Below are 25,875 nucleotides of genomic sequence, written 5' to 3'. Positions count from 1 at the left end.
CATGAAAGCCAACGAACGACAGCTCCACTTCGTCACCCGCGAGGATCCGGACACCGGCGCGCGCGTCACCCGGCTGACGCCTACCGACGTGACCTGCCATCGCAACTACTTCTATCAGAAGTGCTTCACCAACGACGGGGCCAAGCTGATCTTCGGCGCCGAGTTCGGGCCGGGCACCAGCTGGAACTACCACCTGCTCGACCTGAAGACGCAGGTGGCGACGCAGCTCACCGACCAGCCGGGTGAGAACACCTTCGGCGGTTTCCTCAGCCCGGACGACCGGCATCTCTACTTCGTCCGCGCGGAGCGGCAGTTGATCCGCCTGTCCATGCGGGATCTGGGCGAGGAGGTCGTCTACACCGTGCCGGAGGGCTGGGTCGGTTACGGCACCTGGGTCGCGAACACGGCCTGCACGAAGATGGTCGGCATCGAGATCGCCGCGAGCGACTGGTTCCCGCTCAGCGACTGGCAGAAGTTCCATCAGATGTTCCATGCGAAGCCGCGCTGCCGCCTGATCCGCATCGACCTGGCGACCGGCGCGCGCGAGGTGATCCTCGAGCAGCAGGGCTGGCTGGGCCATCCGCAGTACCGGCCCGGCGACGACCACACCGTCGCGTATTGCCACGAGGGGCCGCACGACCTCGTCGATGCGCGCATGTGGTTCATCGACGAGGACGGCCGCAACGTCCGCTGCGGCCGCCGCCACGATCCGGGCGAAAGCTGCACCCACGAGTTCTGGGTGCCGGACGGCTCCGCGATGATCTACGTCTCCTACCTGAAGGGGCAGCGCGACCGCTGGATCTGCTCGCTCGATCCGGTGACGCTCGCATCGAAGCGCCTGACGCGGATGCCGCCGTGCTCGCACCTGATGAGCAACCAGGACGGCACGCTGCTGATCGGCGACGGCTGCGATTCGCCGGCCGACGTCGCCGACACCGGCAGCCACCAGATCGCGACGGATCCCTTCCTGCACCTCTTCGACCTGAAGGCGGGCACCGAGCGCCGCGTCGCGCGGCACGACAGCTCGTGGCGCGTCTACAAGGGCAACCGGCAGGTCACGCATCCGCATCCGTCGTTCACGCCGGATGAGAAGCAGGTGCTCTTCAGCGCGGACGCCGAGGGCGAACCGGCGCTGTACCTGGCGGACCTCTGATGCGAGTCCGGTCGGTGGTCGTGGCGGCGAGTGTGAGCCTGGCGGCGCTGTCCGGCGGCGCCGGTGCGGCACAGCCGATGGCCGGCCCGGAAGCGATCCACGCAGCGGCACCGGGTGTGCCCGTCCAGGAACGTCCCCAGCTCACCGATGCGCAGGCGGCCATGGCCACGGTGGCCGCCTTCCTCGGCGACTGGCAGCCTGTGCCGCTCGATCCTGCGCGCTGGACGCCGACCTTCGTCGTCGCCGCCGACGGCAGCGGCACGCACCGCACGGTGCAGGCCGCGATCGACGCGCTGCCCGCGAGGGCGTCAGGCGCGGCATCGGCGCCACGCGCCTATGTGCTGGTGAAGCCCGGCACGTATCGCGAGCCACTCTGCATCCAGGACAAGGCGCCGTTCACGCTCTACGGCGCGGGCGACCCGTCGCAGGTCGTGATCGTCGAGGGGCGCTACAACGCGCTGTCCAAGCCGCGCGGCACGGCGGCGCATCGCTGCATGCCGCTGCTCGACGCGGACACGCACGGCACCCCCGGCAGCGCGAGCGTGATGCTGTTCAGCGACGACGTGCAGCTCGCGCAACTGACGATCGCCAACGATGCGATGGACCGCGTGCGCGATGGGCAGGGCTATCCCGCCGGCGTCGGCGAGAGCGGCGGCGCGCAGGCCATCGCGCTGATGACGCGCGGCGATCGCCTCCAGCTGGAACGGGTCCGCCTGATCGGGCATCAGGACACGTTCTACGCGGAACGCGGCGCCGTCGGCACGGAGACCGCCGCGGGCGCCGCTCTCCCGGCCCGTGTGTTCGTGCATGCCAGCGAGATCCGCGGCGATGTCGACTTCATCTTCGGCGGCGCGACGCTGGTCATCGACGACAGCGTGATCGTCAGCCGCGCCGGTCGTCGCGTGCCGGGCCACGGCGGACACGTGATCGCGCCCAGCACGCCCAACGCGCAGTCGCGCGGGTTCCTGATTCAGCGTTCGCGTTGGGTCGCTGAGCCGGGCGTCACGGCGGGCAGCATCAGCCTGGGTCGCGCCTGGGATCGCGGCATCGCGCGTGGTGAATGGCGCGCGTCGCCGACCGTGCCGAACGGTCAGGCGGTGATCCGGGACAGCCTGCTGGGGCCGCACCTCGCGCCGTGGTCCGCATCGACATCGCGCCGCCCGTTCAGCGCCACCGGCGAGGCCGCCAACCGCATGGCCGAGTACCGCAACGCCGCGCTGCCGGTGGCGCTGCCCGCCGCGGCGTTCGACGCGGTCGCGCCGGGCGACGGCTGGGCGTCGATGAACGGCGGCACCCTCGGCGGCGCGCAGGCGAAGATCGACGCGATCCGATTCGTGCGCACGCGCGCGGAGCTCGATGCGGCGCTCGCGCTCGGCGACACGCCCAAGCTGATCGCGCTCGCCGCGCGCATCGACCTCGCGGCGGATGCCACGGGCCGGCGCCTGGGCTTCGAGGACTTCCGCGATCCCGCCTTCGACCTGGACGCTTTCGTCCGGCAATACGACCCCGCGACCTGGGGCCGTCGCGCGCCCGAAGGTCCGCTGGAGGAAGCCCGCAGGCGCTCCGTGAAGAAGCAGGCCGCGCAGGTCGTGATCAAGGTGCCGTCGAACACGACGATCGTCGGCGTCACGCCTGACGCCGGCTTCGACGGCGGCTCGCTGATGCTGGACAAGGTGTCGCAGGTGATCCTGCGCAACCTGCGTTTCTCCGATGCCTACGACTTCTTCCCCGCCTGGGACCCGAACGACAACGGCCACGGCGAGTGGAACTCCGAGTACGACACCGTCTCGCTGCGCGAGGCCACGCAGGTGTGGATCGACCACTGCGCCTTCGACGACGGCGAACGGCCCGATCCGCGCGAGCCGGTGGCGCTGGGCCAGCGCCTGCAGCGGCACGACGGGCTGCTCGACATCACGCGCCGCTCGGACTTCGTGACCGTGTCCTGGAACGTCTTCCGCCGCCACGACAAGACGATGCTGATCGGCGGCGGCGACGGCCATCGCGACGATCGCGGCCACCTGCGCGTGACGCTGCACCACAACCTCTGGGAGCAGGTGAAGGAGCGCACGCCGCGCGTGCGCTACGGGCAGGTGCACGTCGCCAACAACCTCTATGTCGCCGCCGCCGGCGGGGACTATCCCTATGCTTACTCGATCGGGGTAGGCATCGAATCGCAGGTGCTGAGCGAGGCCAACGCCTGGGAGGCCGCGGCCGCCATCGGCCCGGATCGCGTCGCGCGTCTGCTCAAGGGCGAGCGCTTCGAGGATCGAGGTTCGAACTTCAACGGCGCGCCGATCGATCCGGTGCGCTGGCTGCGTGCCGCGAACCCTGACAAGGCTGTCGTCGGCGAGGCCGGCTGGACGCCGCCATACCGGCTGCCCATCGAGCTTGCGGGCGAGGTGGCGGCACGGGTTCGCGCGGGCGCGGGGACGGGCCGGCTGTGGTGAAATCTTCCCTTTCCAAGAACACCTTGCGCATGGATGACGAACTGAACGATGGCAAGCAGCAGCCCGAGTCCGTGGCCGCGGTGCTCAAGGTCTTTGCCATCCTGCAGGCCTTGTCGGAACGCAGCGACACCGGCATCTCGGAGCTGTCCGTGCGGCTGGCGATGCCCAAGGCGACGGTCTACCGCTTCCTGCAGACGATGAAGACGCTGGGCTACGTGCGCCAGGAGACCGACAGCGAGCGCTACGGCCTGGCGATGAAGGTCTTCGAGATCGGCGCGAGGGCGCTGCAGTATCCGGACCTGGTCGACCTGTCCAAGCATCACATGCAGATGCTGGCCGACGCCACCGGCGAGACGGTGCACCTGGGCACGCTGATCGACAGCGAGATCATCTACGTCCACAAGGTCGATTCGAAGCACATGCTGGGCATGTACTCGCGCATCGGGCGGCGCGCGCCCTTGCACTGCACGGCGATCGGCAAGGTGCTGATGGCCTGGGAGCATCCGGAGCGCCGGGCGCGCGTGCTGGCGGGGGCCGAGTTCCAGCGCTTCCGCGACAAGACCATCACCGAGCCGGCGGCCTTCCAGGCCGAGCTCGAGCGGGTGAAGCGCCAGGGCTTCGGCGAGGACCGCGAGGAATTCGACGATCACATCCGCTGCCTGGGCGTGCCGATCTTCGACCGGCTGGGCCAGCCGATCGCCGGCATGAGCGTCAGCTTCCCGACCTTCCGCTACGACGACGCCAAGGCGCCTGAGGTCGTGGCGATGCTGCAGGCGGCCAGCCGGGACATTTCGGCCCGCCTGGGTTGCACGGCGTTCCCGCTGGACGCCGCCTGACGCACTCAGCGCGGCCGGGTCCGGGACAATCCCAACCCGCTTCTCGCTTCCCCGCTCCCGGGGGCGCGTCCTGTCGCCTCCTTTCGAAAGACACGCTGCATCGGCGCGACACCGCGATAACGCGGTTGTCGTTGAGGCCTATGTTGTCGTACAACTGACCCTGTGATGAATGCTTCGTTGACCCGTTCCCGCCCGAAATCGCTGGCACTCGGACTTGTCCGTGCGCTGGAGGACCGGATCCGTGCGGGTGCGCTCGCCAACGGCGACAAGCTGCCGACCGAGGCGGCGATCATGGCCGAGTTCGAGGTCAGCCGGACGGTGGTCCGGGAGGCGATCTCGAAGATGCAGGCGGCGGGGCTGGTCGAGACCCGGCACGGCATCGGGACCTTTGTCCTGGGGCTGGGGGAGGGCGGGCCGTTCCGGATCGGCGCGGAGCAGATGGCGACATTGCACGATGTCGTCGCGGTGCTGGAGCTGCGGATCGGCATCGAGACCGAGGCGGCGGCGCTGGCCGCGCAGCGGCGCACCGACGCGCACCTGCTGAACATGCGGGCCGCGCTGTCGGCCTTCGCGGAGGCGGCGCTGGCGGGCCGCGACGCGGTGGCCTCGGACTTCCAGTTCCACCTCGAGATTGCCCGCGCGACCGGCAACCCGCACTTCGAGCAGCTGATGGCGACGCTGGGCGCGCCGAGCATCCCGCGCGCGCGCCTGGCGAGCCTGGCGGCCGCGGGCGACGAAGACCCCGTGGCGCAGCGCGACTACCTGCTGCGCGTGAACGCGGAGCACGAGAGCATCCTCGACGCGATCGCCGCGCGCGACACCGAAGCCGCCCGCGCCGCCATGCGGACGCACCTGGCCAACAGCCGCGAACGGCGCCGGCGCGCGGCGTTGGCGTTGCAGGACAAGCGCTGAGCGGGTCCCAGCAAGCCCTGGGGTCAGGCTTCGGCAGCCGCCTCGCTCGTTCCCTGTTCCGTTTCCTCGACCTTGAACCGCCAGCCCGCCCGGCCGGCGGTGGCGACGATCTTCTGATGGACGAGGCGCTCGACGGTCATGATGCGGTCGAGCGCCGACTTCACGAGGTCGTCGCCTGCCGCATGCGCGACGTAGCACATGCGCAGCACGGTGTCGTTCGCCTTGGGCACCTTGCCCCGACGTTCCCAGAGGCTGATGTTCTGCTCGCTGACGCCCTGCACCTTGGCGAGGGCGGCTTGGGAGAGGCCGAGCTCCACGCGCAGGAAGCGGAACTCCTTGCCCGTCAGGCGCGACGGCTTGCGCACGAGGTGAACGGCGATCTGGTCAAGAAGCTTGTCGGCGGCCTTCACGGACACGCCTTTTCCGTACGGGGTGTCCACCACCTCGTAGCCGTTCTCGAGCCAGACATTGTCGAGTCCGCATTCCCGGTATTGATACATGGTCGGATTCCTCTAAACGATCACCGTGATGACCAGCAGCTTGGGGTCGTCGTCGTCCAGACCGACGCAAACCGCCAGGTTCCGCGCGGTCCCATACCGTTGCATGCGGCAGATCAACCGACCGGTCTTCATGTCCTCTTCCGGCGGCAGGTCGATGCGACCCGTCTGAAGACATGCGAACACCTCGCGCGCCAACACGCCGCGCTGACGCATCCTTGAAAACGCATGTCCAGTGATGACGATGTTGTGGACATCTCCTGCGGTCTGACGGATATGTCGCTCCAGCTGGTCCCGAGTCTGCTTCTTGAACGTCACGTCAGTCGTGCCTTCGCGCCTGATTGCTCCCCATAATTTTTATGGGTTGAATCCTAGACGCGTCCGAGGTGGCGGCGCGAAAGCGGTGTTGCGTTCTTCCCATAGTTTTTATGGGTTGTTCGTTGACTGCAATCGGTAGTTCTGCGTGTTTTCCCTCATCGATGAGCGATTGATGCCGCCTTGTCATCCGCTCGACTCAACTTGTATGATGACTGACAACAAGACCGCCAAATCGTCGACGGGTTGAGTCCCGGCGTCGCACCAAGAGCGGTTTCCACGGTTCCTTCCCCGGAGACAAACCATGACCGTTCTGACCCGCCGCCTGGCCGTCAAAGCCGGAGCCGCCCTCGGCGCCGCCTTCCTCTCCACCTTCGCGGCCGGCCTGGCCCACGCCAGCGGCTTCCCCGATCGACCGGTGACCATCGTCGTGCCGTTCCCCGCCGGCGGTTCCACCGACATGCTGGCCCGCGCCATGGGCGCCGAGCTGCAGAAGAAGTGGGGCCAGACCGTCATCGTCGACAACCGCCCCGGCGCCACGGGCACCCTCGGCACCTCGCAGGTCAGGCGCGCCGCGCCCGACGGCTACACGCTGCTCGTGTCCTCGCTCGGGCCGTTCGTGATCGCGCCGCATCTGCTCAAGGCCGTCCAGTACGACGCCCTCAAGGACATCGACCTGCTGACCGTCGCCATCCAGGCGCCCAACGTGCTGGTCGTGCCCGCCGCCTCGCCGCTGAAGAGCGTCAAGGACGTCGTCGACACGCTCAAGAAGGACCCGGGCAAGATGAGCTTCGCCTCGTCGGGCAACGGCTCCTCCGACCATCTGACCGCCGAGCTGTTCTGGCTGCAGACCGGCACCAACGGCCTCCACGTCCCCTACAAGGGCGGCGCGCCGGCGATCAGCGATCTGCTGGGCGCCCAGGTCGACGCGTCCTTCCAGAACATCAACGCGGTGCTGCCGCACATCCTCGGCGGCAAGCTGCGCGCGCTGGCCGTGACCGGCGACAAGCGCTCCGCCGTGCTGCCCAACGTGCCCACGCTGTCCGAGTCCGGCATCAAGGGCGCGGACGTCTACTCCTGGCAAGGCGTGGCCGCGCCCCGGGGCCTGCCGCCCGCCGTGCGCGCGCAGCTGCAGAAGGACATCGTCGCCGCGCTGCACGACCCGTCGGTGAAGCAGAAGTTCTCCGACATCGGCATCGAGACCGTCGCCAACACGCCCGACCAGGCGCAGGCCTTCCAGAAGACCGAGTTCGCGCGCTGGAAGCAGGTCATCGAGACCCGCAAGATCACCGCCGATTGATCCCATTGTCGGATCGTGTCGTCCGATCCCCGCAGACCGACCAGGAGTTCCGCGTGAGCGCAAGCAGTCCCATCGTCACCTCCGCCCGCGCGATCCCGGTCGCCGGTCGCGACGGCATGCTCATGAACCTGAGCGGCGCCCACGCGCCGTTCTTCACCCGCAACCTGCTGATCCTCGAGGACGACGCCGGCCATGTCGGCATCGCCGAGATCCCCGGCGGCGAGCCCATCCGCAAGACGCTCGAACAGGCCGGCGAGCTGCTCGTCGGCCAGCCGGTCGCGAAGTGGAACGCGCTGCTGGCGCAGGTCCGCGAGAAGTTCAAGGGCCTCGACAGCGGCGGCCGCGGCCTGCAGACCTTCGACCTGCGGACCACGATCCACGTGCTCACCGCCGTCGAATGCGCGCTGCTGGACCTGCTGGGCCAGCACCTCGGCGTGCCGGTCTGCGAGCTGCTCGGCGAAGGCAAGCAGCGCGACAGCGTCGCGATGCTGGGCTACCTGTTCTTCGTCGGCGACCGCACGAAGACCGGCCTGGCCTACAAGACCCCCGAGGACGAAGCCGGCAGCGATGCCGCCGCCGACGCCTGGCTGAAGGTCCGCCACCACGTCGCGATGACGCCGGAGACCATCGTCGAGCAGGCCGCCGCGGCGCAGGCGCGTTACGGCTTCAAGGACTTCAAGCTCAAGGGCGGCGTGCTGCGCGGCGAGGAAGAGGTTGAGGCCATCCAGGCGCTGAAGGCGCGCTTCCCCGAGGCGCGCGTCACGCTCGATCCCAACGGCGGCTGGCTGCTGAAGGACGCGATCCGCCTGCTGCGCGACCTGGGCGGCGTGCTCGCCTATGCCGAGGATCCCTGCGGCGCCGAGGAGGGCTTCTCCGGCCGCGAGGTGATGGCCGAGTTCCGCCGCGCCACCGGCCTGCCGACGGCCACCAACATGGTCGCCACCGACTGGCGCCAGTTCACCCACGCGCTGAGCCTGCAGTCGGTCGACATCCCGCTGGCCGATCCGCACTTCTGGACCATGTCCGGCGCGGTCCGCGTCGCGCAGACCTGCCGCGACTTCGGCCTGACCTGGGGCTCGCATTCCAACAACCACTTCGACGTGTCGCTGGCGATGTTCACGCATGCCGCCGCCGCCGCGCCGGGGCGCCTCACCGCGATCGACACGCACTGGATCTGGCAGGACGGCCAGTTCCTGACCGAGAAGCCGCTGCAGATCGTGGACGGCGAAGTCGCCGTGCCGACCGCGCCCGGCCTGGGCGTCACGCTCGACATGAAGGCCGTCGACGCCGCCCACCAGCTCTACCTGCAGCACGGCCTGGGCGCGCGCGACGACGCCATCGCCATGCAGCACCTGATCCCCAACTGGAAGTTCGATCCCAAGCGGCCCTGCATGGTCCGCTGAACGATCCCCCCGAACGACACCCGGAGAGAGACATGCACGAACACAAGAAGACGTCCCCCATCACCCGCCGCGCGCTGATCGCCGCGGCCGCCGTCGCCGCGGTGGCAGGCGTGGCCCCGAGCGCCTTCGCGCAGGCCGCCTGGCCCAGCAAGCCGCTGAAGATCATCGTCCCGTACACGCCGGGCGGCTCTTCGGACATCATCGCCCGCATTATTTCGCCGATGCTCGGCGAAGCGCTCAAGCAGACCGTCATCGTCGAGAACAAGCCCGGCGCCAGCGGCAACATGGGCGCCGACCAGACCGCCAAGGCCAACGACGGCTACACCATCATGCTGTGCGACGTCAGCGCGCTGGCCATCAGCCCGTCGCTGTACACCAAGCTCGCCTTCGACCCGTCCAAGGACCTGAAGGGCGTGGCGATGCTGGCCTACTCGCCGCACATGCTGGTCGTCCACCCGTCGGTGCCGGCCAACAACCTGAAGGAACTGGTCGAGTTGTCCAAGAAGTCCAAGATCGACTTCGCCGTCACCGCGATGGGCAGCGCGCCGCACCTGGCCGGTTTCCAGGTCGCCAACCTGACCGGCGCCAAGTGGGAGTACATCCCGTACAAGGGCGGCTCGCAGGCCGTCACCGACACCATCGCCGGCCAGACGCAGGTGCTGATGAACGGCATGCTCGCGACGCTGCCCTTCGTGCAGCAGAACAAGCTCAAGGTCATCGGCGTCAGCAAGGCGACCCGGGTGCCGCTGCTGCCCAACGTGCCGACGCTGGCCGAGCAGGGCGCCACGGGCTTCGAGTCCGGCACCTGGCAGGGCATCCTGGCCCCGGCCAACATGCCCAAGGCCAACATCGACAAGCTGTCGGCCGCGCTGATCAGCATCATCCGCTCGCCGGAAGTCCGCGCGCGTCTGGCCGCGCAGGGCGCCGAGGTCAGCACGATGAACCCGACCGAGATGGATACCTTCTTCAACGCCGAGCGCAAGAAGTGGGCGGGTGTCGTGAGCAAGAGCGGGCTCAAGCTCGACTGACCCGCGATCGAGCCGCGATCGAGCCGCGACTGATGCATCGATTTCTGCTCGATTGCCGCTCGATTGATCCCGTTTGATCTCGACCCGAGGATCCCTGCCATGCCGACGCCGACCACGCCTTACTCTGCCTTCCCCAACACGCTGCGGCAACGCCTGATCGCGGGCGAACGCCTGATCGGCTGCTGGTGCTCGCTCGCCAGTCCGATCAGCACCGAGGTGCTGGGCGTGGCCGGTTTCGACTGGCTGCTGCTCGACGGCGAGCATTCGCCCAACGAGGTCAGCAGCTTCGTGCCGCAGCTGATGGCGTTGAAGGACAGCGTCAGCGCGCCGGTCGTGCGGCCGAGCAGCAACAACGCCGTCGAGATCAAGCGCCTGCTCGACGCGGGCTTCTCCAACCTGCTGATCCCCTTCGTCGAGACGGCCGAGGAGGCGGCGCGCGCCGTCGCCGCGACGCGTTATCCGCCGCAGGGCATCCGCGGCGTGTCGGTCTCGCAGCGCAACAACCGCTATGGCACGGTGCCGGGCTACTTCCAGGGCATCAACGAGCAGATCGCCGTGATCGTCCAGATCGAGAGCCCGGCGGGTGTGGCCGCGGTCGCGGACATCGCGGCGGTGGCGGGCGTGGACGCCGTGTTCATCGGCCCGTCCGACCTGGCGGCCGGCTACGGCCACCTCGGCAACCCGCAGCACCCCGACGTGCAGGCGGCGATGGCGACGATCTACGCGGCCTGCAAGGCGGCGGGCAAGCCGGTCGGCATCCTCGCGCCGGTCGAGGCCGACGCGCGCCGCTATATCGAGCAGGGCGCGACCTTCGTCGCCGTCGGCAGCGACCTCGGGGTCTTCCGCGCCGCGACGCAGGGCCTGCGTGACAAGTTCAAGGATTGATTCAGGAGCAATGGCAATGAGCATCAAGATCGGTTTCATCGGCCTGGGCATCATGGGCGCGCCCATGGCGGTGCGTCTCGCGCAAGGCGGACATCAGCTGTTCGTCCACACCCGTTCCCAGGTCCGCGAGGACGTCGCCGCCGTCGGTGTCACCGTCTGCGACAGCGCCACGGAAGTCGCGCAGCAGGCCGAGGTGATCTTCACGATGGTCCCGGACACGCCGGACGTCGAACGCGTGCTGTTCGGCGAAGGCGGCATCGCCGCCGCGTTCGCCGGCGGCAAGGGCGCGGGCAAGACGGTCGTGGACATGAGCTCGATCTCGCCGATCGCGACCAAGGACTTCGCGCAGCGCATCGAGGCGCTCGGCGCCGAGTGGCTGGACGCGCCGGTCTCCGGCGGCGAAGTCGGCGCCAAGGCCGGCACGCTGTCGATCATGGTCGGCGGCAAGGAAGCCACCTTCGCGCGCATCAAACCGCTGTTCGAGCTGATGGGCAAGAACATCACGCTGGTCGGCGGCGCGAGCGCGGGCCAGGTCACCAAGGTCGCCAACCAGATCATCGTGGCGCTGAACATCGCCGCCGTGAGCGAGGCGCTGGTCTTCGCGTCCAGGGCCGGCGCCGATCCGGCCAAGGTGCGCGAGGCGCTGATGGGCGGCTTCGCCTCCAGCCGCATCCTCGAGGTGCACGGTGAACGCATGATCAAGCGCACCTTCAACCCGGGCTTCCGGATCGCGCTGCACCAGAAGGACCTGAACCTCGCGCTGCAGAGCGCCAAGGCCATGAACGTCGCGCTGCCCAACACCGCCAACACCGCGCAGCTGATGCAGGCCGCCGCGGCGCAGGGCTGGGACCAGCTCGACCACTCGGCGCTGGTGCGGGCGCTGGAAGTGCTGGCCAACCACGAGGTCGGTAGCACTACGGACGCCGGCTGAGGGGACAGGTCTCCACAATCGCCGGTCATGAGCCAGCCCCACGACGATTCCGCTTCCCCGGCCGCTTCCCCGGCCGCCTCGGCCTCCCCGACGTCCGGCCCCGGTTCGCCCGGTCCGGACTCGCCAGTCGCCGGATCGCCGGCGGCTGAGGCCCTGCTCGCGGATCCCCGCGCGCTGCTCAAGCATCTCTACCGCGTGGCGGTGGATCGGGCGCTGCCGGGCAAGATCCTCGCGAGCCACCTGCCGCCGCCGCCGAAGGGCCGCACGCTGGTGATCGGCGCGGGCAAGGGCGGCGGATCGATGGCGCAGGCGTTCGAGGCCGCCTGGCCGGCGAGCGCGCCCATGACCGGACTGGTGATCACGCGTTACGGCCACATCCCGCCGGACTACCGGCCGCGCCGCATCGAGATGGTCGAGGCCGCGCACCCGGTGCCCGACGCCGCCGGCGAGCGCGCCGCGGCCCGGATGATGCAGAAGGTGCGCGACTTCAACCCCACCGTCGACGATCAGGTGATCTGCCTGATCTCGGGCGGCGGCTCGGCGCTGATGCCGCTGCCGGCGCCGGGGCTGACGCTGGCCGACAAGCAGGCGGTCAACCGCGCGCTGCTGGCCAGCGGCGCCAACATCGTCGAGATGAACTGCGTGCGCAAGCACCTCAGCGGGATCAAGGGCGGGCGGCTGGCCGCCGCCTGCGCGCCGGCCAAGGTGCTGACGCTGATGATCTCCGACGTGCCGGGCGACGATCCGCAGGTGATCGCCTCCGGCCCGACGGTGCCCGACGCGAGCACCTGCGCCGAGGCGCTGGCGATCTGCCGCCGCTACCGCATCGCGCTGCCGCAGCTCGCAGTCGACGCACTGGAACGCGGCGAGTGGGAGACGCCCAAGCCCGGCGATCCCTGCTTCGACGGTCATGAGCAGCGCATCATCGCCGCGCCGCGCCAGAGCCTGCTGGCGGCCGCCGAGGCGGCCCGCGCGCTCGGCATCACCGCGCATGTGCTCTCCGACGAGATCGAAGGCGAGTCGCGCGAGGTCGGCCGCGTGCATGCGGCGCTGGCGCGTTCGGTCGCGCGGCACGACGAGCCCTTCGCCAAGCCCTGCCTGATCCTGTCCGGCGGCGAGACGACGGTGACGCTGGTCCCGCAGCCGGGACGCGGCGGGCGCGCCGGCGAGTTCGTGCTCGGCTGCGCGATCGCGCTGGACGGGCAGCCGGAGGTCTGGGGCCTGGCCGCGGACACCGACGGCATCGACGGCGTCGAGGACAACGCGGGGGCCTTCCTCAGCCCCAGCACCCTGGAGCGCGCCCGCGCGCTCGGCCTGAAGCCGGCGGACCTGCTGGCGGCCAACAACGGCTACGCGCTGTTCGAGGCCCTGGGCGACCTGCTGATCACCGGGCCGACACAGACCAACGTCAACGACTTCCGCGCGCTGCTGATCCGCTGAGGCGTTTCACAGATATCCCCCCATCGAGCGAATCGACGGGGGAAATTGAACGGATGTTGACGCGCCTCAAGGCAATTTCCGTTCAGGGCGAGGACAGTCCGGCATTTCCGGTTTCCGAGAGTGCCCGTGATCGCCCATCTGACGTCTGATCCCGACGGATCCGCTGACCCCAGCGATGTTGCTTTTCCCCCTGCCGGCGCCGGACTCGTTCCCGGGCCCGGCCATCCGATCCCCTGGCGCGTGTTGCTGGGCGACCTGCTGCTGGACGGCGAGAGCTGGTCCGCGCTGGCCGCCATGACGCAGTTGCGCCGCTGCAAGGCCGGCGAGCTGGCGATCCGCCGCGGCGATGCCGCGGTGGCCATGCTGGCGCTGTGCGAGGGCAAGGTCGCCGCGCGCGCGCCGCTGACCGGACCGCTGTGGCTGGACCTGCACACCGCCTGGCTCGAGGGCCGCTACGAGGAGGACGTCAGCGTCGTCTCCGCGTCGGCGGTGGTGATGGTCTGGCCGATGTCCGTCGCGGCGATGTGGCTGCGCTCGCAGCCGCTGGTGCTGGAGGCGCTGGTGCGGGCGGTCGCCACGCAGCTGCGGGACGCGCAGGACGCGATCCGCGGCCTGACGATGAAGGACGCCACCGGTCGCGTGGCCGCCTGGCTGCTGGCGCAGGCCGGCGCCGCCGGGGAAGTGCAGTTCAGCGAGCGCAAGCGCGACGTGGCGGCGCAGCTGTCGATCTCGCCGGAGACGCTGTCGCGCACGCTGCGGCAGCTCGCCGATCGGGGCGTGCTGGCGGTCCAGGGCTACCGCATCGGGCTGCTGGACCGGGTCGAGTTGCTGGCGCTGGCGCGCGGTCGCTGAGCGGCTTAGACTCGCTGCCACACTTGTCGTTACGTCCCGAGGAGGCCAATGTGACGATCGCCAGCGTGACCCCCCTGACTGCCGTGACCACTGCCGGTTCCAGCGCGGAACGTTTCCTCGGGGGGCACGCCAGCCTCCCCGTGATGCCCGAGGTCGGACGCAAGCTGCTGCGCAGCCTGGACGACGACGGCGTCTCGCTCGGGCAGATCGCCGAACTGATCGGCAAGGATTCGACGCTCGCGGCCAAGGTGCTGCGCCTGGCCAACTCGGCGCGCTACAGCCCGTCGCACACGATCAGCACGCTGCAGGACGCGGCGATGGCGCTGGGGCTGGAGACGCTGCGCAACCTCGCGATGGCGGCCAGCTTGTCCGGCACCTTCCCCGACGTGAAGGGCCTCGACCGCCAGCGCTTCTGGCGGCACAGCGTGCGCACGGCCGGGCATGCGCGGCTGCTGGCCAAGCTGCTGCAGGGCGACGCGGACGCCGCCTACCTCGCGGGCCTGATGCTGCGCACGGGCCAGCTGATGATGGCGATGAGCGAGCCCGACCAGGTCGCCGACGTCGAAGCCCACGCGGGCGAGCCCGGCAGCCGCTTCTCGCTGGAGTCGCACCGCTTCGGCTGCACGCATGCCGACGTGACGGCGGCGCTCGCGGCGCACTGGCACTTCCCGGCGGATCTGGTCGAGGCCTTCAAGGACACGAACGCGCCGCTGGACGTGCGGCCGTTCTCGATGCTCGCCGCGATCCTGCACCTGGCCGAGGTGGTCGCCGACGCCTGCGACCAGGACGTCGACCGCATCGACGCGCTCACGACCGCGGTGCCCGAGCTGGTCGAGCATCTCCACCTGGACCTCGACTTCCTGCGCCTGCGCCTGGACGGCTGCGGGGATCCGGGACAGGACGTCGAGCTGATGCTCAAGTGACGCGGCGCTGAGGTAAGGTCGGCCGCTTCAAGATCCAGGAAAAGATTTGGAGACGGCATGACGACCTACCAGGGAAGCTGCCACTGCGGCCGCGTGGCTTACGAGGTGGACGGCGAGATCGACGGCGCGATGTCGTGCAACTGCTCGATGTGCCAGCGCAAGGGCTCGCTGCTGTGGTTCGTGCCGCGCGCACAGTTCCGCTTGAAGACCGACGAGTCGGCGGCCGCCACCTACCTGTTCAACAAGCACGCGATCAAGCACCGCTTCTGCGCGGTCTGCGGGATCCACCCGTATGCCGAGGGCACGGACCCGAAGGGCAACGCGATGGCGGCGATCAACGTCCGCTGCCTCGAAGGCATCGAGCTGGAAAGCATCCCGGTCACGCACTACAACGGCCGGGATTCCTGATGCGGCGCTGATGCGGCGCTGATCCGCGCGCGACGCGGAACTCTTACTCCCTCTCCCTCTCCCTCTCCCGCAAGCGGGAGAGGGAGTCATCCCGGCGGTCTGTCAGCGCGCGCTCACAGTTTCGTGATCCGCACCCAGTTCAGGTTCCAGCCGCTGGCCGGCGCGTAGACGCCGAGCGCATAGGTGCCGGCGTTGACGTTCACGGTGTGCGACACCGTGGTCCAGTTCTGCCAGCCGCCGGTGGCCGGGATCGCGACCTGGCCGAGCTGGATGCTGCCGGCGTTCAGGTCCAGCGAGAGCCGTGCGCCGCTCGGGCTGGCGACGCGGTACTCGACGCGATAGCTGCCGCTGGTCGGGAAGTTGACGTTGGCGTAGGCCATCCAGTCGCCGGTGTCGATCCAGCCGACGTTGCTGCCGCCTTCGCTGCAGGCTTCGGTCTGCACACCGCTCTGGCTGGTGAAGCTCTCGGCCTCGATCAGGCGGCTCGTCGTCGGCGGCGTGGTGCCGCCGATCTCGGCGCGGATCGCGCTCAGCAGGCTGTTGGCGCCGGTGCCGTCCTGCGACAGCTCCCAGATCATCACGCCCGAGCCCTGCTGCAGCGCCAGCCGTGTCTTGGCCTTGATCGTCGGGATGCCGTTGTAGGTGATGTAGCCGCAGCTGGCGCACAGCGTGCCGACCAGGTCCTTCTGCGCCGCCGCCGCGCCGAACTGGTTGACGATATCGTTGAAGCCGTAGTCCGACGCGTAGCCGTTGAAGCCGTAGCCGTAGAACGGCACGCCCAGCACGAGCTTTTCCTTGGACAGGCCGCGCGACTGCCAGGTCGCGACGTCGCGTTGCGCCATCGCGTAGGTCGAGTGCTCCTGCCCGACCTGACCCCAGTTCGGTCCCACGTTGTCGTAGGACATGATGGTCACGAAGTCGAAGTGCGGGATCGAAGAGACCGGGATCATCCCGCCCTCGTAGGTGGCCGTGGCCGCGGTGATCAGCTTGCCGGGCAGCGCGGTGCGCAAGGCCTGGATGAAGGGCGTGTAGTTGCCGGCGCGGTCGATGGCGGTCAGCACGCCGCCTTCGATGTCGATGTCCGCGCCGTCCAGCCCGAAGGTGTTCACGAACTGCGCCAGGCCGTTGACCGTGGCCGCGCGGTTGCCCGGCTGCAGCAGCGTCTGCCAGTTGCCGGAGCAGCCGGGGATCGCGCCGCCGGCCACCGAGATCAGCACCTTCGCGCCGGCCGCATGGGCCTTCTGCACGACGTACTGGATGTCGGCGGCGGAGGCGTCCATGCAGGTCGGATTGCCGTTGCTGAGGAAGGCGCCGCTGCCCGACGGATTCGCGAAGGCGAGGTTCACGTGGGTGAGCTTGGTCAGGTCGGTGCGGTCGGCCACGGCGCGCAGGCCTTTCCAGCCCGGGATGTAGCCGACCACCTTGGTCTGGGCGAGGGCGCTGGACGCGACGCCGCACAAGGCGAGCGCGGCCAGCAGGCCGGTGAGGACAGGACGGCGGAACGATTCGGACAGTGTCATCGCAAGCTCCCTTGGGGTTGAAGGACCGGCCGGGCTTGCGCGACCTCCGCGCGGCCTCGATCGATCGCCGGCGATTCTGTGGCGTTTCGTGAAATCGCTTTCATGGTTGTCCCTGAATCGGCGACGCGCGTTCCGTATCGAGTGCAACGAGGCGTTGCGCCGTTCCACGCTCGTGCGGGCCCGTGTCCGCCTTGTAAAGCGCGAAACGCTGGAAACCTGCTTGCGCCCGCTTACCAATCGGCGCGACCCGTTGCACGGCGTGCGCAGGGCGCTCCGAATAATCCGCCGCCTACCTCCAAAGGACGGATTCCATGACGATCACCACCGCGCGCCAGGACGGCGCTCTCCGCCTGCATCCGCTGGCCCTGTCGCTCGCCCTGGCCGGCGTGCTCGTCGGTTGCGGGGGCGGCAGCGATGGCGCCGGCGCCCTGGTGTCCGCGGCTCAGCAGAACGGCGGCGGCACCGCGTCCGCGGGCGCCGTCACGGCGGCGGCCGATCCGCAGGTCTGCTTCTACGAGAACGCCAACTACGCCGGCGCCGGCCTGTGCCGCAGCACCACGACGAGCTGGATCGGCCCGACCTGGAACGACCGCATCTCGTCCATCCGCGTGCCCGCGGGCTTCAAGGTCGAGCTCTTCGCCGACATCAACTTCGGCGGCCGCTCGGTGACGCTGACGGCGGACAACGCCAACTTGACCGCGGTCAGCCTCAACGACGCGGTCTCGTCGATGCGCGTCACGAAGGTGGTGGCGTCGAACGTGACGCTGGCCTCTGTGCAATTCGCGCAGTCCATGCTCTACGGCAGCACGGACAATCAGCTGGTGCTGGTCGCCAACAAGCCGGCGCTGCTGAAGGTCAACGTGACCGCGCCGGCCGGCACCGCCGCGCCGACGGGCCTCGTGCGTGTCGACAACACCGTCGACGGCAGCAGCCGCGACCTGGTGCTGGCGGCACCGCGCCGCGGGCTGCCCACGACGGTGTCGGACACCCAGTCCTTCGACGACGCCTACACCGTCACCGTGCCGGCCGAGCTGGTGAAGAACGGCCTGAAGGTGACGGTGACCGTCGCCGGCGCCGCGGCGCAGAGCTTCACGCCGCGCGTGGGCGGCGGCACGCCGATGCGTTTCGTGCCGATCCCGGTGCGCATCGCCGGCACGACGGGCCAGTTGCCGACGGACCAGAGCGCGCATCTGCGCGCGCTGTTCCCGGTGTCGACGGTCACGCTGCAATCGCACCCGGCCTTCGTGTCGAGCAAGGTCACCACGCTGCCGAGCACCGACGCGCAGTGGAGCGACGCCTTCGGCAAGATCCTGGGCGAGCTCGCCGACCTGCATCGCATCGAGGGCGCGGCCCGTCACGACTACTACTTCGGCTTCATCCCGAAGCGCACCTGGGGCCTGGCGGGTCTGGGCTACGTGCCGGGCAACTCGGCGGTCGGCTTCGACATGCCGAGCAATCCGGACACGGTGCGCGACGTCGTCGCGCACGAGCTGGGCCACAACTTCTCGCTGCCGCACGCGGCCTGCGGCGGCGCCGGTTCGCCGGACCCGAAGTACCCGTACCCGGACGCCAACCTGGGCAAGCCGGGCCGCTACATCTGGAGCTACCTGTCGGACACGAACACGTTCTACGACCCGCGCCCGACGGACCGCCACGACATCATGAGCTACTGCGGCGGCACGGTGTTCTCGGACTACAACTACCGCATCATGCAGACCTTCCTGACGCCGGCCGACACGGCCAAGGCGCAGGCGGCCGAGGCCAAGGCGGTGGCGCAGGACGTGCTGCTGGTGAGCGGCAGCATCAACGGCCGTCAGGTCGAGATCAACCCGGTGAAGGCGCTGTTCGCCAAGCCTGACGCGGCCTCCGGCCCGTACGTGCTGCGCGTGCAGACGACGGGCGGCCAGATCCAGGACCAGGCCTTCACGGCGATGGCGCTGGACCATGACGGCGACAACCAGCACTTCAGCGTGCTGGTGCCCAAGGTCGACAACATCGCCAGCATCAGCGTGATCAAGGACGGCGTGACGCTGGCGCAGGCCCAGGCGAAGGTGACCAACGCCCGTGCGAAGTCGCTGGCGGCCGGCGGCAGCCGCGCGCAGGTGACGGTGAAGGAAGCCGGCGGCAAGGCCACGCTGCGCTGGGACGCGGAGTCCGCGCCGTTCCTGAGCGTGACCTGGACGGACGGCACCCGCCGCCTGAACCTGGCGCAGGACCTGCAGGGCGGCGAAGCGACGCTGGACACGCATGAACTGCCGACCGGCGGCCGCTTCGAGTTCATCGTGTCGGATGGCTTGAACGCCCAGCGGATCGAGTCGGCGCGTTGAAGCGGTTGAGCGCGCGCTAGCGCGCAGCCAGTCAAGACGGGGGATTGGGCTTGAGCGCTCGATCCCCCGTTCTCATTGGGAACGCCGGTGACGGATGCTTGTTCGCGAGTAGCGCGGACGTCCCGTCGCAGAATGCGCCGAAGTCCGTCGGCACCAGCAGGCGTCGTGTCCTTTATTTCGTGTTTGGTCCACCGCGCGTGCCGCCGGGGCTTGATTTGGTTCGGAGCGAGGGAGCGCCAAGCAGGATGACTTTCGTGAACTGCACGAGGGCGTCATAGCAGGTAAAACATCTCTCCGTTGAATTGACCTGCATTCGTCCGTCCCCGCGACATCATGAGCGTTACAGCCCGCGTTCCCGGCCCGTTGGGGACGGACACCAATCCCGGAGCCATCGATGCCGGAACGTCGATGCTCTCGCAAAGCCTTCCGCCAACACCCATCTGTCGAGAGTCCCCGTTCGATCACGCGTGCGCAAACCAGACGTCCACCGCGGCCACAACGAAAGAGCTGAGCGGCGCGCAGTGGGTGTCGAAGTTTCCAGGCAGTTCGAGCTTGGACGACCTCTCGGCGGACTTTCGACCAAAGGCAAAGAAGTTTCTTGATGCGATCCGCGCAGCAGGTGGATCTGTCGTGGTGAACGCGACCTATCGACCTAGGAAGCGTGCCTATCTCATGCACTACAGCTTGAGGATCGCGAAGGGTCAGATCAAGGCTGATGCGGTGCCGTCAATGGAGGGAGTCGACATCGAGTGGGTTCATGAGTCCGACGAAGCTTCCGTGAAGGCCGCCAAGGCGATGGTCAAGGGATATCGAATCGTCTATCCCCCGGCCTTGATCTCCCGCCATACTGAGCGCGGCGCCATTGATATGACCGTCACAGGCATCATCGGGAAGAAGATGACCGGCGCGGACGGCAAGGAGGTGGAGGTGAAGACCGAGGCCGATCTTCATGCCGTGGGAAAGAAGTACGGTGTCATCAAGCTCCTGGACGACGAACCGCATTGGTCAGACGATGGTCATTAAGTTTCCGCTGTTGAGACTCCCGCTACTGGCACTTCTGTTGTGGTGCTCGGCATGCGTCGGCTCGCCCAACATCGCGTTTGGTCTTGTGACGTTGGATGGTGATGGCAATGCAATGCTGGTCACCGACCGCCCGATCCCGGCAACGGCGACGATTCATCTGCAGTTCGCCGATGCGCAGTCGAAGCCGCGGTGCTGCAAGCAGCTGCGCGGGAGCGACTTCCGGGCAAGCAGCGAAGAGGTCGTCGCCACGAACAAGCTGACCGATGCCAAACCGCTGCTCTATCGTGCAAAGGTTCCTGGTGAATGGGCCGAGCTCCCTTTCGTGGGAGCTGCCGCCTTCGGTGACGTCGGCACCGTGACGGGCGACTCAACCAGCCTTCTGGGCACAGGTCGAGACGGCGTCAAGGTGCGTGCGGACCTCTGCGTCAGCAGAGAAGGCGTGCACCTGATGGAAAAGCAGGGTGGCAAGGTGGTGACCCATCTTTACCTCTGGCTCGGATACGAGGTGGAGTCGCCTACCTGTCGATGATGGCGGCGATGGCGTCGTCGACTTCGATGGTCCTCCCGGTATCGCCGCGCGATACCCCAGGACTTTCGTCCATTGACGCGGCAGGCCCCTGAAAGACACTGCGGTCCTTCTCCCGACCTGCTCCGGCCGCGCGCGACATGGACTCCTTCGAAGCTTTCTGCCTGCTCGCCGCCCTGGGCTATCTGTGGTGGCAGCTCACCAACGTGAAGCGGCGCGTCCGGGTCCTGGAGGAGCGCCTCGCGGGACAGGACGCTGCGCGTCCGCTGTCCGCATCCGCCGACGCGGCACCATCGTCACAGGGGGCGGCCCCGGTGCCGAAGCCGCCGGCCACGCTCCCTGCGGCGACATCGCCGATCGCCGCCGCGACGGCAACTGCAGCCGTGCCGATGTCGCATCAGGGTGTGCCGTCAACGCCGCGCTCCGTCGAGACACCGCCAACGCCTCACCCCGTCGACGCGCCGCAGGCGCCGGCGGCGCACGCGCCCGATGAGCCGGTCTCCGTGCCCGTCGGGCCTGCATCCGTGCCCGCGGCGGCGGTGACATCGACGACGGCCCCGGCACGCCCGCCAGCAGCAGCGCGAGCCGCGCCGGCATCGCCGGCTCCGTCCGCCACGCCGTCATGGCAGGTCGCCTTCTTCGACCTGCTGCGCAAGAACCTCTTCGCCGTCGCCGGGATCGTCCTGCTGCTGCTGGGCTTCGTCGTGCTCTTCCGCTCCATCGAGTGGGGCCATCTGCTGTCGCCGCTGGCCAAGGTGTCGCTGGGCTGGGCCGCGGCGGCGGCGCTCGGTTTCGCCGGCATCAAGCTCAGCGCGCGCAACGGGCTCTGGGGTCAGGTCGTGCAGGGCGGGGCGGCGGCCATCGGCTTCCTGGCGACCTATGTCGGCGCGTCGGGCTACGAAGTCATCTCACCGACCAGCGCGCTGGTGCTCTTCACCGCGATCTCCGGCGCGCTGGTGTATCGCGCGCTGAAGGAGGATGCGAAGGTGCTGGCCGGCGTCGGCTTCCTGGGCGCCTACGCGGCGCCGCTGCTGGCGATGTACGGCCACGCCGGGCTGCTCTTCAACCTCGGCTACGGCCTCATCGTCACGGCCTTCGCACTGTGGGTGAGCCTGTCGCGCCGCTGGCAGGAGATCGGCATCCACGCGCATGTTTGCGCGACGGGCCTGGCCTCGCTGGCCTATGCAGGCGCGAGCCACGAGCCCGCGCTGCCCGCATGGCAGCAGCAGGCGCTGCTGCTGGCCTACGTCGCGCAGTTCGCCGGCTGGGCCCTGGCCTGGGCGCAACGACACAGCCCCGCCGCGTTGGCGAGCGGCGATGTGTCCTCGCCACCGGCGCGCGAGATCCCGATCCTGAGCGCCTGCTTCTCGACGACCACCGTCGTGTTCATCGCGCTGGAGAGCTGGCTGCTGGCGCCGACCCCCTTCATGGTCGTCGCTTTCGTCACGGCGGCGGTTCTCGCCTTCATCGGGCTCAGGGTGTTCCGGCAGCAGGCGCTGCGCGAGACCGCCTGGGTGCTGAGCGCGCTGAGTGTCGCCGCCGGACTGGTGCAGGGCGACCTCGCGCGTTCGGTCGCGAGCTTCGGTCTGTTCGCTGAAGGCGCCATCCTGATGCTGACGACGCGCGCGCAGTCCGTCATCCGGCGCGTGCTGGCGCGCGTGCTCTTCGCCGTGGGCGCCGTCGCCGTGATGGACGTGCCGGCGCTGTGGCCGGCCGCGCTGCTGCTGGTGGCAGGTCTTGCCATGTCCCTGCGCATGCAGCGCGAGGGCAGGGCGGTGGACGAGGCGCTCGCGGCGGCCGTGACGGTCTCGGCCGCCGCGGCGTTCTCGTACCGGTATGCCGGGCTCGATTTCCGCCTCCTGCCCGTGTTCACGCTGATCATGCTCGAAGCGACCGCGCTGGCGCATGTGCTGGGCCGATCTTCGGCCGTGTCGGACGAAGCCGGTGATGCGATGCACGTGTCCTCCGCGAAGCATGCGGAGGATTCGAAGAACGCTGGCGTCGGAATCGTGCCGACGATCTACGCGACCGTCCTGGCGCTGGGATGGCTGCTCACGCTGACGGTGGCGCGGGAAGCGCCGCGAAGTCTGACGCTCGGCGCACTGGTGACGCCGGTGGTCTTCGGCGCGGTGGTGGCGTTGAGGTCGTTGCGCAGGACGCTCAGCCCCGGCGCGGCCGAGCGCGCGAAGGCGCTGCTCTGGCAGGCGCATCTGCTGCCGGCGCTCGTGGCCTTCATCTTCAACAGCAGTTGGGCGCTGATCGCCTTGCTCGCGGTCGCGGGTACCGCCGCCTTCGCGCATGTGCTGCTTGGACTGAGGGTCGATGCGCCGGCGGCCAAGGCGTTCTACGTCACGCCCTACAGCGTGGCGCACGCGGCGCTGCTGGGATCGCCGGTCCCGCTGGTGCTGGCGGCTTGGCCCCATGTCGGCACGAACAGTCTGGAATGGGTGATGGCGGCAGCGTCGTTCTATGCCGCGCTGGTCACCTGGTGGAAGCTCGGCGATGGCGTGCCCGCGCAGGTCCGCAGCGTCGCCGCTTTGGCGGCGGGCGTGGCGATGGGCTACGTCGTCGTCCGTGGCCTCACGGATCCGCCGCAACTCGCGTTCGAGCTCGCGTGGAACAGCTACCTGCTGCCGGTGGCGTTGGCCGCCGTCGGCGTGGGCTTCCTGTTCCTGAGCACGCGCAGCGGTCGTCGCCTGGCGTGGCAGGTCTCGGCCGTCGTCCTGGCGGGCTCGGCGGTGAAGCTGCTGCTGTCGCTGGGCAGCCTGGCCCTCTCGCCGATGGGCATCGTCGGCAGCCTGCTCGGCATGGGAGCGCTGTTCCTGCTGGCGGGATATCTGGCGCCGCAGCCACCGGCCAGGGAGTAGACACGCCAACGCGCCCAGCGGGCCTAGGCGAAGCGCTTGCGGTACTCGACCAGGCTCAACCCCAGCCTTCGGCTGAACGCCCGCCGGAAGCCGTCCACGTTCGCGTAGCCGACCGCGTCGGCCAGGCGCTTCGCCGGCAGGTCGGAGTCCTCCGCCATGCGGCGCGCGGCATCGATGCGGGCGTTCTCGACGAACTCCGCGGGTGTCGTGCCCGTCTCGCTGCGGAACACGCGCGCGAAGGTGCGCTCGCTCATGCCCGCGCGGCGCGCGAGCGCCGGGATGGACAGGTCCGCGCGCAGATGGGCGAGCACGTAGTCCTGGATCGTGCTCACGTCGGAGCGCTCCGCCGTCTGCGCGGCCAGATGGGCGCTGAACTGGCTCTGTCCACCGGGGCGCTTCAGGAACATCACCAGCTGGCGCGCGACGCGCAGTGCGAGCTCTCGTCCGTGGTCGTCCTCGACCATCGCGAGCGCCAGGTCCATGCCCGCGGTCACGCCCGCCGAAGTGAAGAGATTCCCGTCCTTCACGTAGATCGCGTCGGGCTCGACGCAGGCGTCCGGATGCTCGGCCGCGAGACGGTCGGACGAGTTCCAGTGCGTTGCCACGCGTTTGCCGTCCAGGAGGCCTGCGGAGGCCAGCGCAAAGGCGCCTGTGCACACCGAGCCGTAGCGACGCGCCGTGCGTGCCTGGCGTTGCAGCCAACGCCGCAGGTCCTCGTCGATCGCCATGTCGTCGCGCCGGGGGCTGCCCGCGACGAGCAGCGTATCGATGCGCCCGCGATGCGTCGCCACCGTCGCGTCGACCGCCATGCGCAGTCCGCTGCTGCTGCGGAGCAGGCCCGCGTCCGTGCTGATGACGCTCACCTGATACGCCTTGGCATCGTCGAGCTGCTGGGACGCTTCCGCGAAGACATCGGCAGGTCCGGCGACGTCGAGCAGCTGGAAGCGGGGGAAGGCGAGGATGGCGATGCGCATGGCGGTGAATGCCCGGTGATTGGCAGGAAACGCCGTGCCGTGGATGGGCACGTCCCAGGGAGCTTGGCAGAAAATAACAGCACACGAAAATTCAGCCAAGGACGCCCGCCATGCACGCCTCGCCTCCCATGCCCCCGCCCATGTCCCCGCCCATGTCCGTGACGCCGAGCCTGCCGGGCCCGTCGGCGTCTTCCGCTCACGCCGGCGCCTCGATCCGTCACCTGCCGGTGAACCTCTTCGCGTCCGTGATGGGCTTGTCCGGCCTGGCGCTGGCCTGGCGCCTCGCGCACCGCAACCTCGACGTGCCCGCGTTCATCGGCGAGGCGGTCGGCGCGCTCGCGGTCGCCGTGTTCGTGGTGATGGCAGCGGCTTATCTGGCGAAGCTGGCGAAGCATCCGGACGCCGTGCGCGCGGAGTTCCACCACCCGGTGGGCGGCAACTTCTTCGGCACGATCGCGATCTCGCTGCTGCTGCTGTCGTCGCTGATCGAGCCCTACAGCGCGACGACGGCCCATGCGCTGTGGACGCTCGGCGGGCTGGGTGCGTTCACGCTCGCGTTCATCGCGGTCTCGCGGCTGCTGAAGGGCCAGCTGGAGTCCGCGCTCGTCATGCCCGCGTGGCTGCTTTCCGGCGTGGCGACGCTCGACATCGCGGTCACGGGCCGCGACATGCCCATGGCGTGGGCGCCGGAGATGAACCTGATCGCCGGCGCGCTCGGCGCCATGCTGGCGCCGGTGCTGTTCGTGATGATCGTGAGCCGCCTCGTCCACCGCGATCCGCTGGCGCCGGGGGTGACGCCGTCGTTGATGATGCTGGTCGCGCCGTTCGAGGTGGGCTTCCTCGCGTACACCAACATCGTCGGTGGCGTCGATCGGTTCGCGGCAGTGCTCTTCTACTTCGGGCTGTTCCTGTTCCTCGTGATCGCGCCGAAGGTGTTCCGCCCGAGCATCGCGTTCTCACCAGCCTGGTGGGGGATCAGCTTCCCGATCGCGGCGCTGGCGAGCGCGGCGCTGAAGTACGCGCATCACGCGGGCGGACTGCCGCTCCAGGGGCTGGCGATCGCGCTGCTCGGCGCGTTGAGCGTGGCGTTGGCGGTGCTGTTCGTGAGGACAGTGCGGATCGTGTTGAACGGACAGTTGTTCCGCTGAACGGCCGCGACGGATCGGGCGCACGCCCAGCGCGAATGAAGTTCCCGTTACGACGCGAGCGATTGTTGAATGCGCCGTGTCAGGTCTTGCGGGTATCCCAGGAGGAGTGCCCGAAGACCCGCTGATAGCGTCTCCCACACAAAAACGCGCATCAGGGAGA

At 69.1% G+C, this 25,875-nt stretch carries 22 protein-coding genes; 18 read left to right on the top strand and 4 right to left on the bottom strand.

The features are described 5' to 3' along the window. Window position 1 precedes the first annotated feature (1 nt). From AC1VNM_RS15735 to AC1VNM_RS15720, 4 genes are all read left to right on the top strand, one after another. Window positions 2-1,153: an oligogalacturonate lyase family protein gene (locus tag AC1VNM_RS15735; RefSeq protein WP_431099792.1), complete on the top strand. Its 1,152-nt coding sequence runs from the start codon at window positions 2-4 to the stop codon at window positions 1,151-1,153. Beyond that, window positions 1,153-3,600, top strand: coding sequence for a pectinesterase family protein (locus AC1VNM_RS15730; RefSeq protein ID WP_483107518.1), 2,448 nt, complete (start codon window positions 1,153-1,155; stop codon window positions 3,598-3,600). Before AC1VNM_RS15735 ends, AC1VNM_RS15730 begins: the two co-directional genes overlap by 1 nt. Before the next feature lie 29 nt (window positions 3,601-3,629). Beyond that, the gene (gene kdgR / locus AC1VNM_RS15725; protein WP_377161106.1) at window positions 3,630-4,436 is read left to right on the top strand and encodes a DNA-binding transcriptional regulator KdgR; all 807 of its coding nucleotides are present in this window, start codon (window positions 3,630-3,632) and stop codon (window positions 4,434-4,436) included. Window positions 4,437-4,601: 165 nt separating this feature from the next. Continuing rightward, window positions 4,602-5,348 (top strand): FadR/GntR family transcriptional regulator, encoded by a 747-nt coding sequence (locus tag AC1VNM_RS15720; RefSeq protein WP_377161108.1) that lies wholly within the window; start codon window positions 4,602-4,604, stop codon window positions 5,346-5,348. 23 nt (window positions 5,349-5,371) lie between these two features. Here the strand turns inward: AC1VNM_RS15720 and AC1VNM_RS15715 are convergent, their stop codons facing one another. Continuing rightward, window positions 5,372-5,758, bottom strand: coding sequence for a helix-turn-helix domain-containing protein (locus AC1VNM_RS15715; RefSeq protein WP_483107517.1), 387 nt, complete (start codon window positions 5,756-5,758; stop codon window positions 5,372-5,374). Between the two features lie 102 nt (window positions 5,759-5,860). Continuing rightward, window positions 5,861-6,163 (bottom strand): DUF4258 domain-containing protein, encoded by a 303-nt coding sequence (locus AC1VNM_RS15710; protein WP_377161112.1) that lies wholly within the window; start codon window positions 6,161-6,163, stop codon window positions 5,861-5,863. Between the two features lie 301 nt (window positions 6,164-6,464). Here AC1VNM_RS15710 and AC1VNM_RS15705 point away from each other — a divergent pair, with 301 nt between their 5' ends. The 9 genes from AC1VNM_RS15705 to AC1VNM_RS15665 all read left to right on the top strand — a co-directional run bounded on the left by AC1VNM_RS15705 (window position 6,465) and on the right by AC1VNM_RS15665 (window position 15,330). Further along, window positions 6,465-7,460: a Bug family tripartite tricarboxylate transporter substrate binding protein gene (locus tag AC1VNM_RS15705; RefSeq protein ID WP_483107516.1), complete on the top strand. Its 996-nt coding sequence runs from the start codon at window positions 6,465-6,467 to the stop codon at window positions 7,458-7,460. 116 nt (window positions 7,461-7,576) lie between these two features. After that, window positions 7,577-8,863, top strand: a complete 1,287-nt coding sequence (locus AC1VNM_RS15700; RefSeq protein WP_483109284.1) for an enolase C-terminal domain-like protein — start codon at window positions 7,577-7,579, stop codon at window positions 8,861-8,863. Between the two features lie 32 nt (window positions 8,864-8,895). Continuing rightward, entirely contained in the window at window positions 8,896-9,891 is a 996-nt protein-coding gene (locus AC1VNM_RS15695; protein ID WP_377161114.1) for a Bug family tripartite tricarboxylate transporter substrate binding protein, read from the top strand. Window positions 9,892-9,990: 99 nt separating this feature from the next. Further along, window positions 9,991-10,776, top strand: coding sequence for a 2-dehydro-3-deoxyglucarate aldolase (garL, locus tag AC1VNM_RS15690; protein WP_377161116.1), 786 nt, complete (start codon window positions 9,991-9,993; stop codon window positions 10,774-10,776). 10 nt (window positions 10,777-10,786) lie between these two features. Then, window positions 10,787-11,707 (top strand): 2-hydroxy-3-oxopropionate reductase, encoded by a 921-nt coding sequence (gene glxR / locus AC1VNM_RS15685; RefSeq protein WP_483107515.1) that lies wholly within the window; start codon window positions 10,787-10,789, stop codon window positions 11,705-11,707. Between the two features lie 27 nt (window positions 11,708-11,734). Further along, window positions 11,735-13,147, top strand: coding sequence for a glycerate kinase type-2 family protein (locus AC1VNM_RS15680; RefSeq protein WP_483107514.1), 1,413 nt, complete (start codon window positions 11,735-11,737; stop codon window positions 13,145-13,147). A 240-nt stretch (window positions 13,148-13,387) separates the two neighbouring features. Continuing rightward, entirely contained in the window at window positions 13,388-13,999 is a 612-nt protein-coding gene (locus AC1VNM_RS15675; RefSeq protein WP_377161122.1) for a Crp/Fnr family transcriptional regulator, read from the top strand. Window positions 14,000-14,064: 65 nt separating this feature from the next. Beyond that, window positions 14,065-14,922 (top strand): HDOD domain-containing protein, encoded by an 858-nt coding sequence (locus AC1VNM_RS15670; protein ID WP_483107513.1) that lies wholly within the window; start codon window positions 14,065-14,067, stop codon window positions 14,920-14,922. Window positions 14,923-14,979: 57 nt separating this feature from the next. Beyond that, window positions 14,980-15,330: a GFA family protein gene (locus AC1VNM_RS15665; RefSeq protein WP_377161126.1), complete on the top strand. Its 351-nt coding sequence runs from the start codon at window positions 14,980-14,982 to the stop codon at window positions 15,328-15,330. Between the two features lie 113 nt (window positions 15,331-15,443). On the opposite strand, the gene AC1VNM_RS15660 is transcribed toward AC1VNM_RS15665, so the two are convergent. Then, window positions 15,444-16,850: a carbohydrate-binding protein gene (locus AC1VNM_RS15660; RefSeq protein WP_483107512.1), complete on the bottom strand. Its 1,407-nt coding sequence runs from the start codon at window positions 16,848-16,850 to the stop codon at window positions 15,444-15,446. 311 nt (window positions 16,851-17,161) lie between these two features. Between AC1VNM_RS15660 and AC1VNM_RS15655 the strand changes: the two genes are divergently transcribed. The 4 genes from AC1VNM_RS15655 (at window position 17,162) to AC1VNM_RS15640 (ending at window position 23,593) form a co-directional block, all read left to right on the top strand. Further along, on the top strand, window positions 17,162-19,177 hold the full coding sequence (locus tag AC1VNM_RS15655; protein WP_483107511.1) for a peptidase inhibitor family I36 protein: 2,016 nt from the start codon (window positions 17,162-17,164) through the stop codon (window positions 19,175-19,177). A 333-nt stretch (window positions 19,178-19,510) separates the two neighbouring features. Continuing rightward, window positions 19,511-20,200 (top strand): hypothetical protein, encoded by a 690-nt coding sequence (locus AC1VNM_RS15650; protein ID WP_483107510.1) that lies wholly within the window; start codon window positions 19,511-19,513, stop codon window positions 20,198-20,200. 112 nt (window positions 20,201-20,312) lie between these two features. Continuing rightward, entirely contained in the window at window positions 20,313-20,729 is a 417-nt protein-coding gene (locus tag AC1VNM_RS15645; RefSeq protein WP_483107509.1) for a hypothetical protein, read from the top strand. Between the two features lie 137 nt (window positions 20,730-20,866). Then, the gene (locus tag AC1VNM_RS15640; protein WP_483107508.1) at window positions 20,867-23,593 is read left to right on the top strand and encodes a DUF2339 domain-containing protein; all 2,727 of its coding nucleotides are present in this window, start codon (window positions 20,867-20,869) and stop codon (window positions 23,591-23,593) included. Window positions 23,594-23,616: 23 nt separating this feature from the next. Here AC1VNM_RS15640 and AC1VNM_RS15635 read toward each other — a convergent pair whose 3' ends face one another. Further along, window positions 23,617-24,567 (bottom strand): GlxA family transcriptional regulator, encoded by a 951-nt coding sequence (locus tag AC1VNM_RS15635; protein WP_377161138.1) that lies wholly within the window; start codon window positions 24,565-24,567, stop codon window positions 23,617-23,619. Between the two features lie 152 nt (window positions 24,568-24,719). On the opposite strand from AC1VNM_RS15635, the gene AC1VNM_RS15630 reads away from it, so the two are divergent. Then, a complete protein-coding gene (locus tag AC1VNM_RS15630; RefSeq protein WP_483107507.1) occupies window positions 24,720-25,715 on the top strand; it encodes an SLAC1 anion channel family protein in 996 nt (331 codons plus the stop codon). Window positions 25,716-25,875 lie beyond the last annotated feature (160 nt).

Source organism: Mitsuaria sp. MSU3D, assembly GCF_056867975.1.
The sequence above is the reverse complement of the archived record's forward strand: the minus strand, read 5'-3'. Positions and strand labels throughout refer to the sequence as shown.

What these genes read in the sequence shown, in the direction of transcription:
- AC1VNM_RS15650 (WP_483107510.1), top strand. Translation starts at nt 19,511, where the DNA reads ATGAGCGTTACAGCCCGCGTTCCCGGCCCGTTGGGGACGGACACCAAT.
- garL (WP_377161116.1), top strand. Translation starts at nt 9,991, where the DNA reads ATGCCGACGCCGACCACGCCTTACTCTGCCTTCCCCAACACGCTGCGG.
- kdgR (WP_377161106.1), top strand. Translation starts at nt 3,630, where the DNA reads ATGGATGACGAACTGAACGATGGCAAGCAGCAGCCCGAGTCCGTGGCC.
- AC1VNM_RS15655 (WP_483107511.1), top strand. Translation starts at nt 17,162, where the DNA reads ATGACGATCACCACCGCGCGCCAGGACGGCGCTCTCCGCCTGCATCCG.
- AC1VNM_RS15645 (WP_483107509.1), top strand. Translation starts at nt 20,313, where the DNA reads ATGCTGGTCACCGACCGCCCGATCCCGGCAACGGCGACGATTCATCTG.
- glxR (WP_483107515.1), top strand. Translation starts at nt 10,787, where the DNA reads ATGGCAATGAGCATCAAGATCGGTTTCATCGGCCTGGGCATCATGGGC.
- AC1VNM_RS15695 (WP_377161114.1), top strand. Translation starts at nt 8,896, where the DNA reads ATGCACGAACACAAGAAGACGTCCCCCATCACCCGCCGCGCGCTGATC.
- AC1VNM_RS15660 (WP_483107512.1), bottom strand. Translation starts at nt 16,850, where the DNA reads ATGACACTGTCCGAATCGTTCCGCCGTCCTGTCCTCACCGGCCTGCTG.
- AC1VNM_RS15700 (WP_483109284.1), top strand. Translation starts at nt 7,577, where the DNA reads ATGCTCATGAACCTGAGCGGCGCCCACGCGCCGTTCTTCACCCGCAAC.
- AC1VNM_RS15635 (WP_377161138.1), bottom strand. Translation starts at nt 24,567, where the DNA reads ATGCGCATCGCCATCCTCGCCTTCCCCCGCTTCCAGCTGCTCGACGTC.
- AC1VNM_RS15735 (WP_431099792.1), top strand. Translation starts at nt 2, where the DNA reads ATGAAAGCCAACGAACGACAGCTCCACTTCGTCACCCGCGAGGATCCG.
- AC1VNM_RS15640 (WP_483107508.1), top strand. Translation starts at nt 20,867, where the DNA reads ATGGACTCCTTCGAAGCTTTCTGCCTGCTCGCCGCCCTGGGCTATCTG.
- AC1VNM_RS15665 (WP_377161126.1), top strand. Translation starts at nt 14,980, where the DNA reads ATGACGACCTACCAGGGAAGCTGCCACTGCGGCCGCGTGGCTTACGAG.
- AC1VNM_RS15730 (WP_483107518.1), top strand. Translation starts at nt 1,153, where the DNA reads ATGCGAGTCCGGTCGGTGGTCGTGGCGGCGAGTGTGAGCCTGGCGGCG.
- AC1VNM_RS15705 (WP_483107516.1), top strand. Translation starts at nt 6,465, where the DNA reads ATGACCGTTCTGACCCGCCGCCTGGCCGTCAAAGCCGGAGCCGCCCTC.
- AC1VNM_RS15630 (WP_483107507.1), top strand. Translation starts at nt 24,720, where the DNA reads ATGTCCGTGACGCCGAGCCTGCCGGGCCCGTCGGCGTCTTCCGCTCAC.
- AC1VNM_RS15720 (WP_377161108.1), top strand. Translation starts at nt 4,602, where the DNA reads ATGAATGCTTCGTTGACCCGTTCCCGCCCGAAATCGCTGGCACTCGGA.
- AC1VNM_RS15680 (WP_483107514.1), top strand. Translation starts at nt 11,735, where the DNA reads ATGAGCCAGCCCCACGACGATTCCGCTTCCCCGGCCGCTTCCCCGGCC.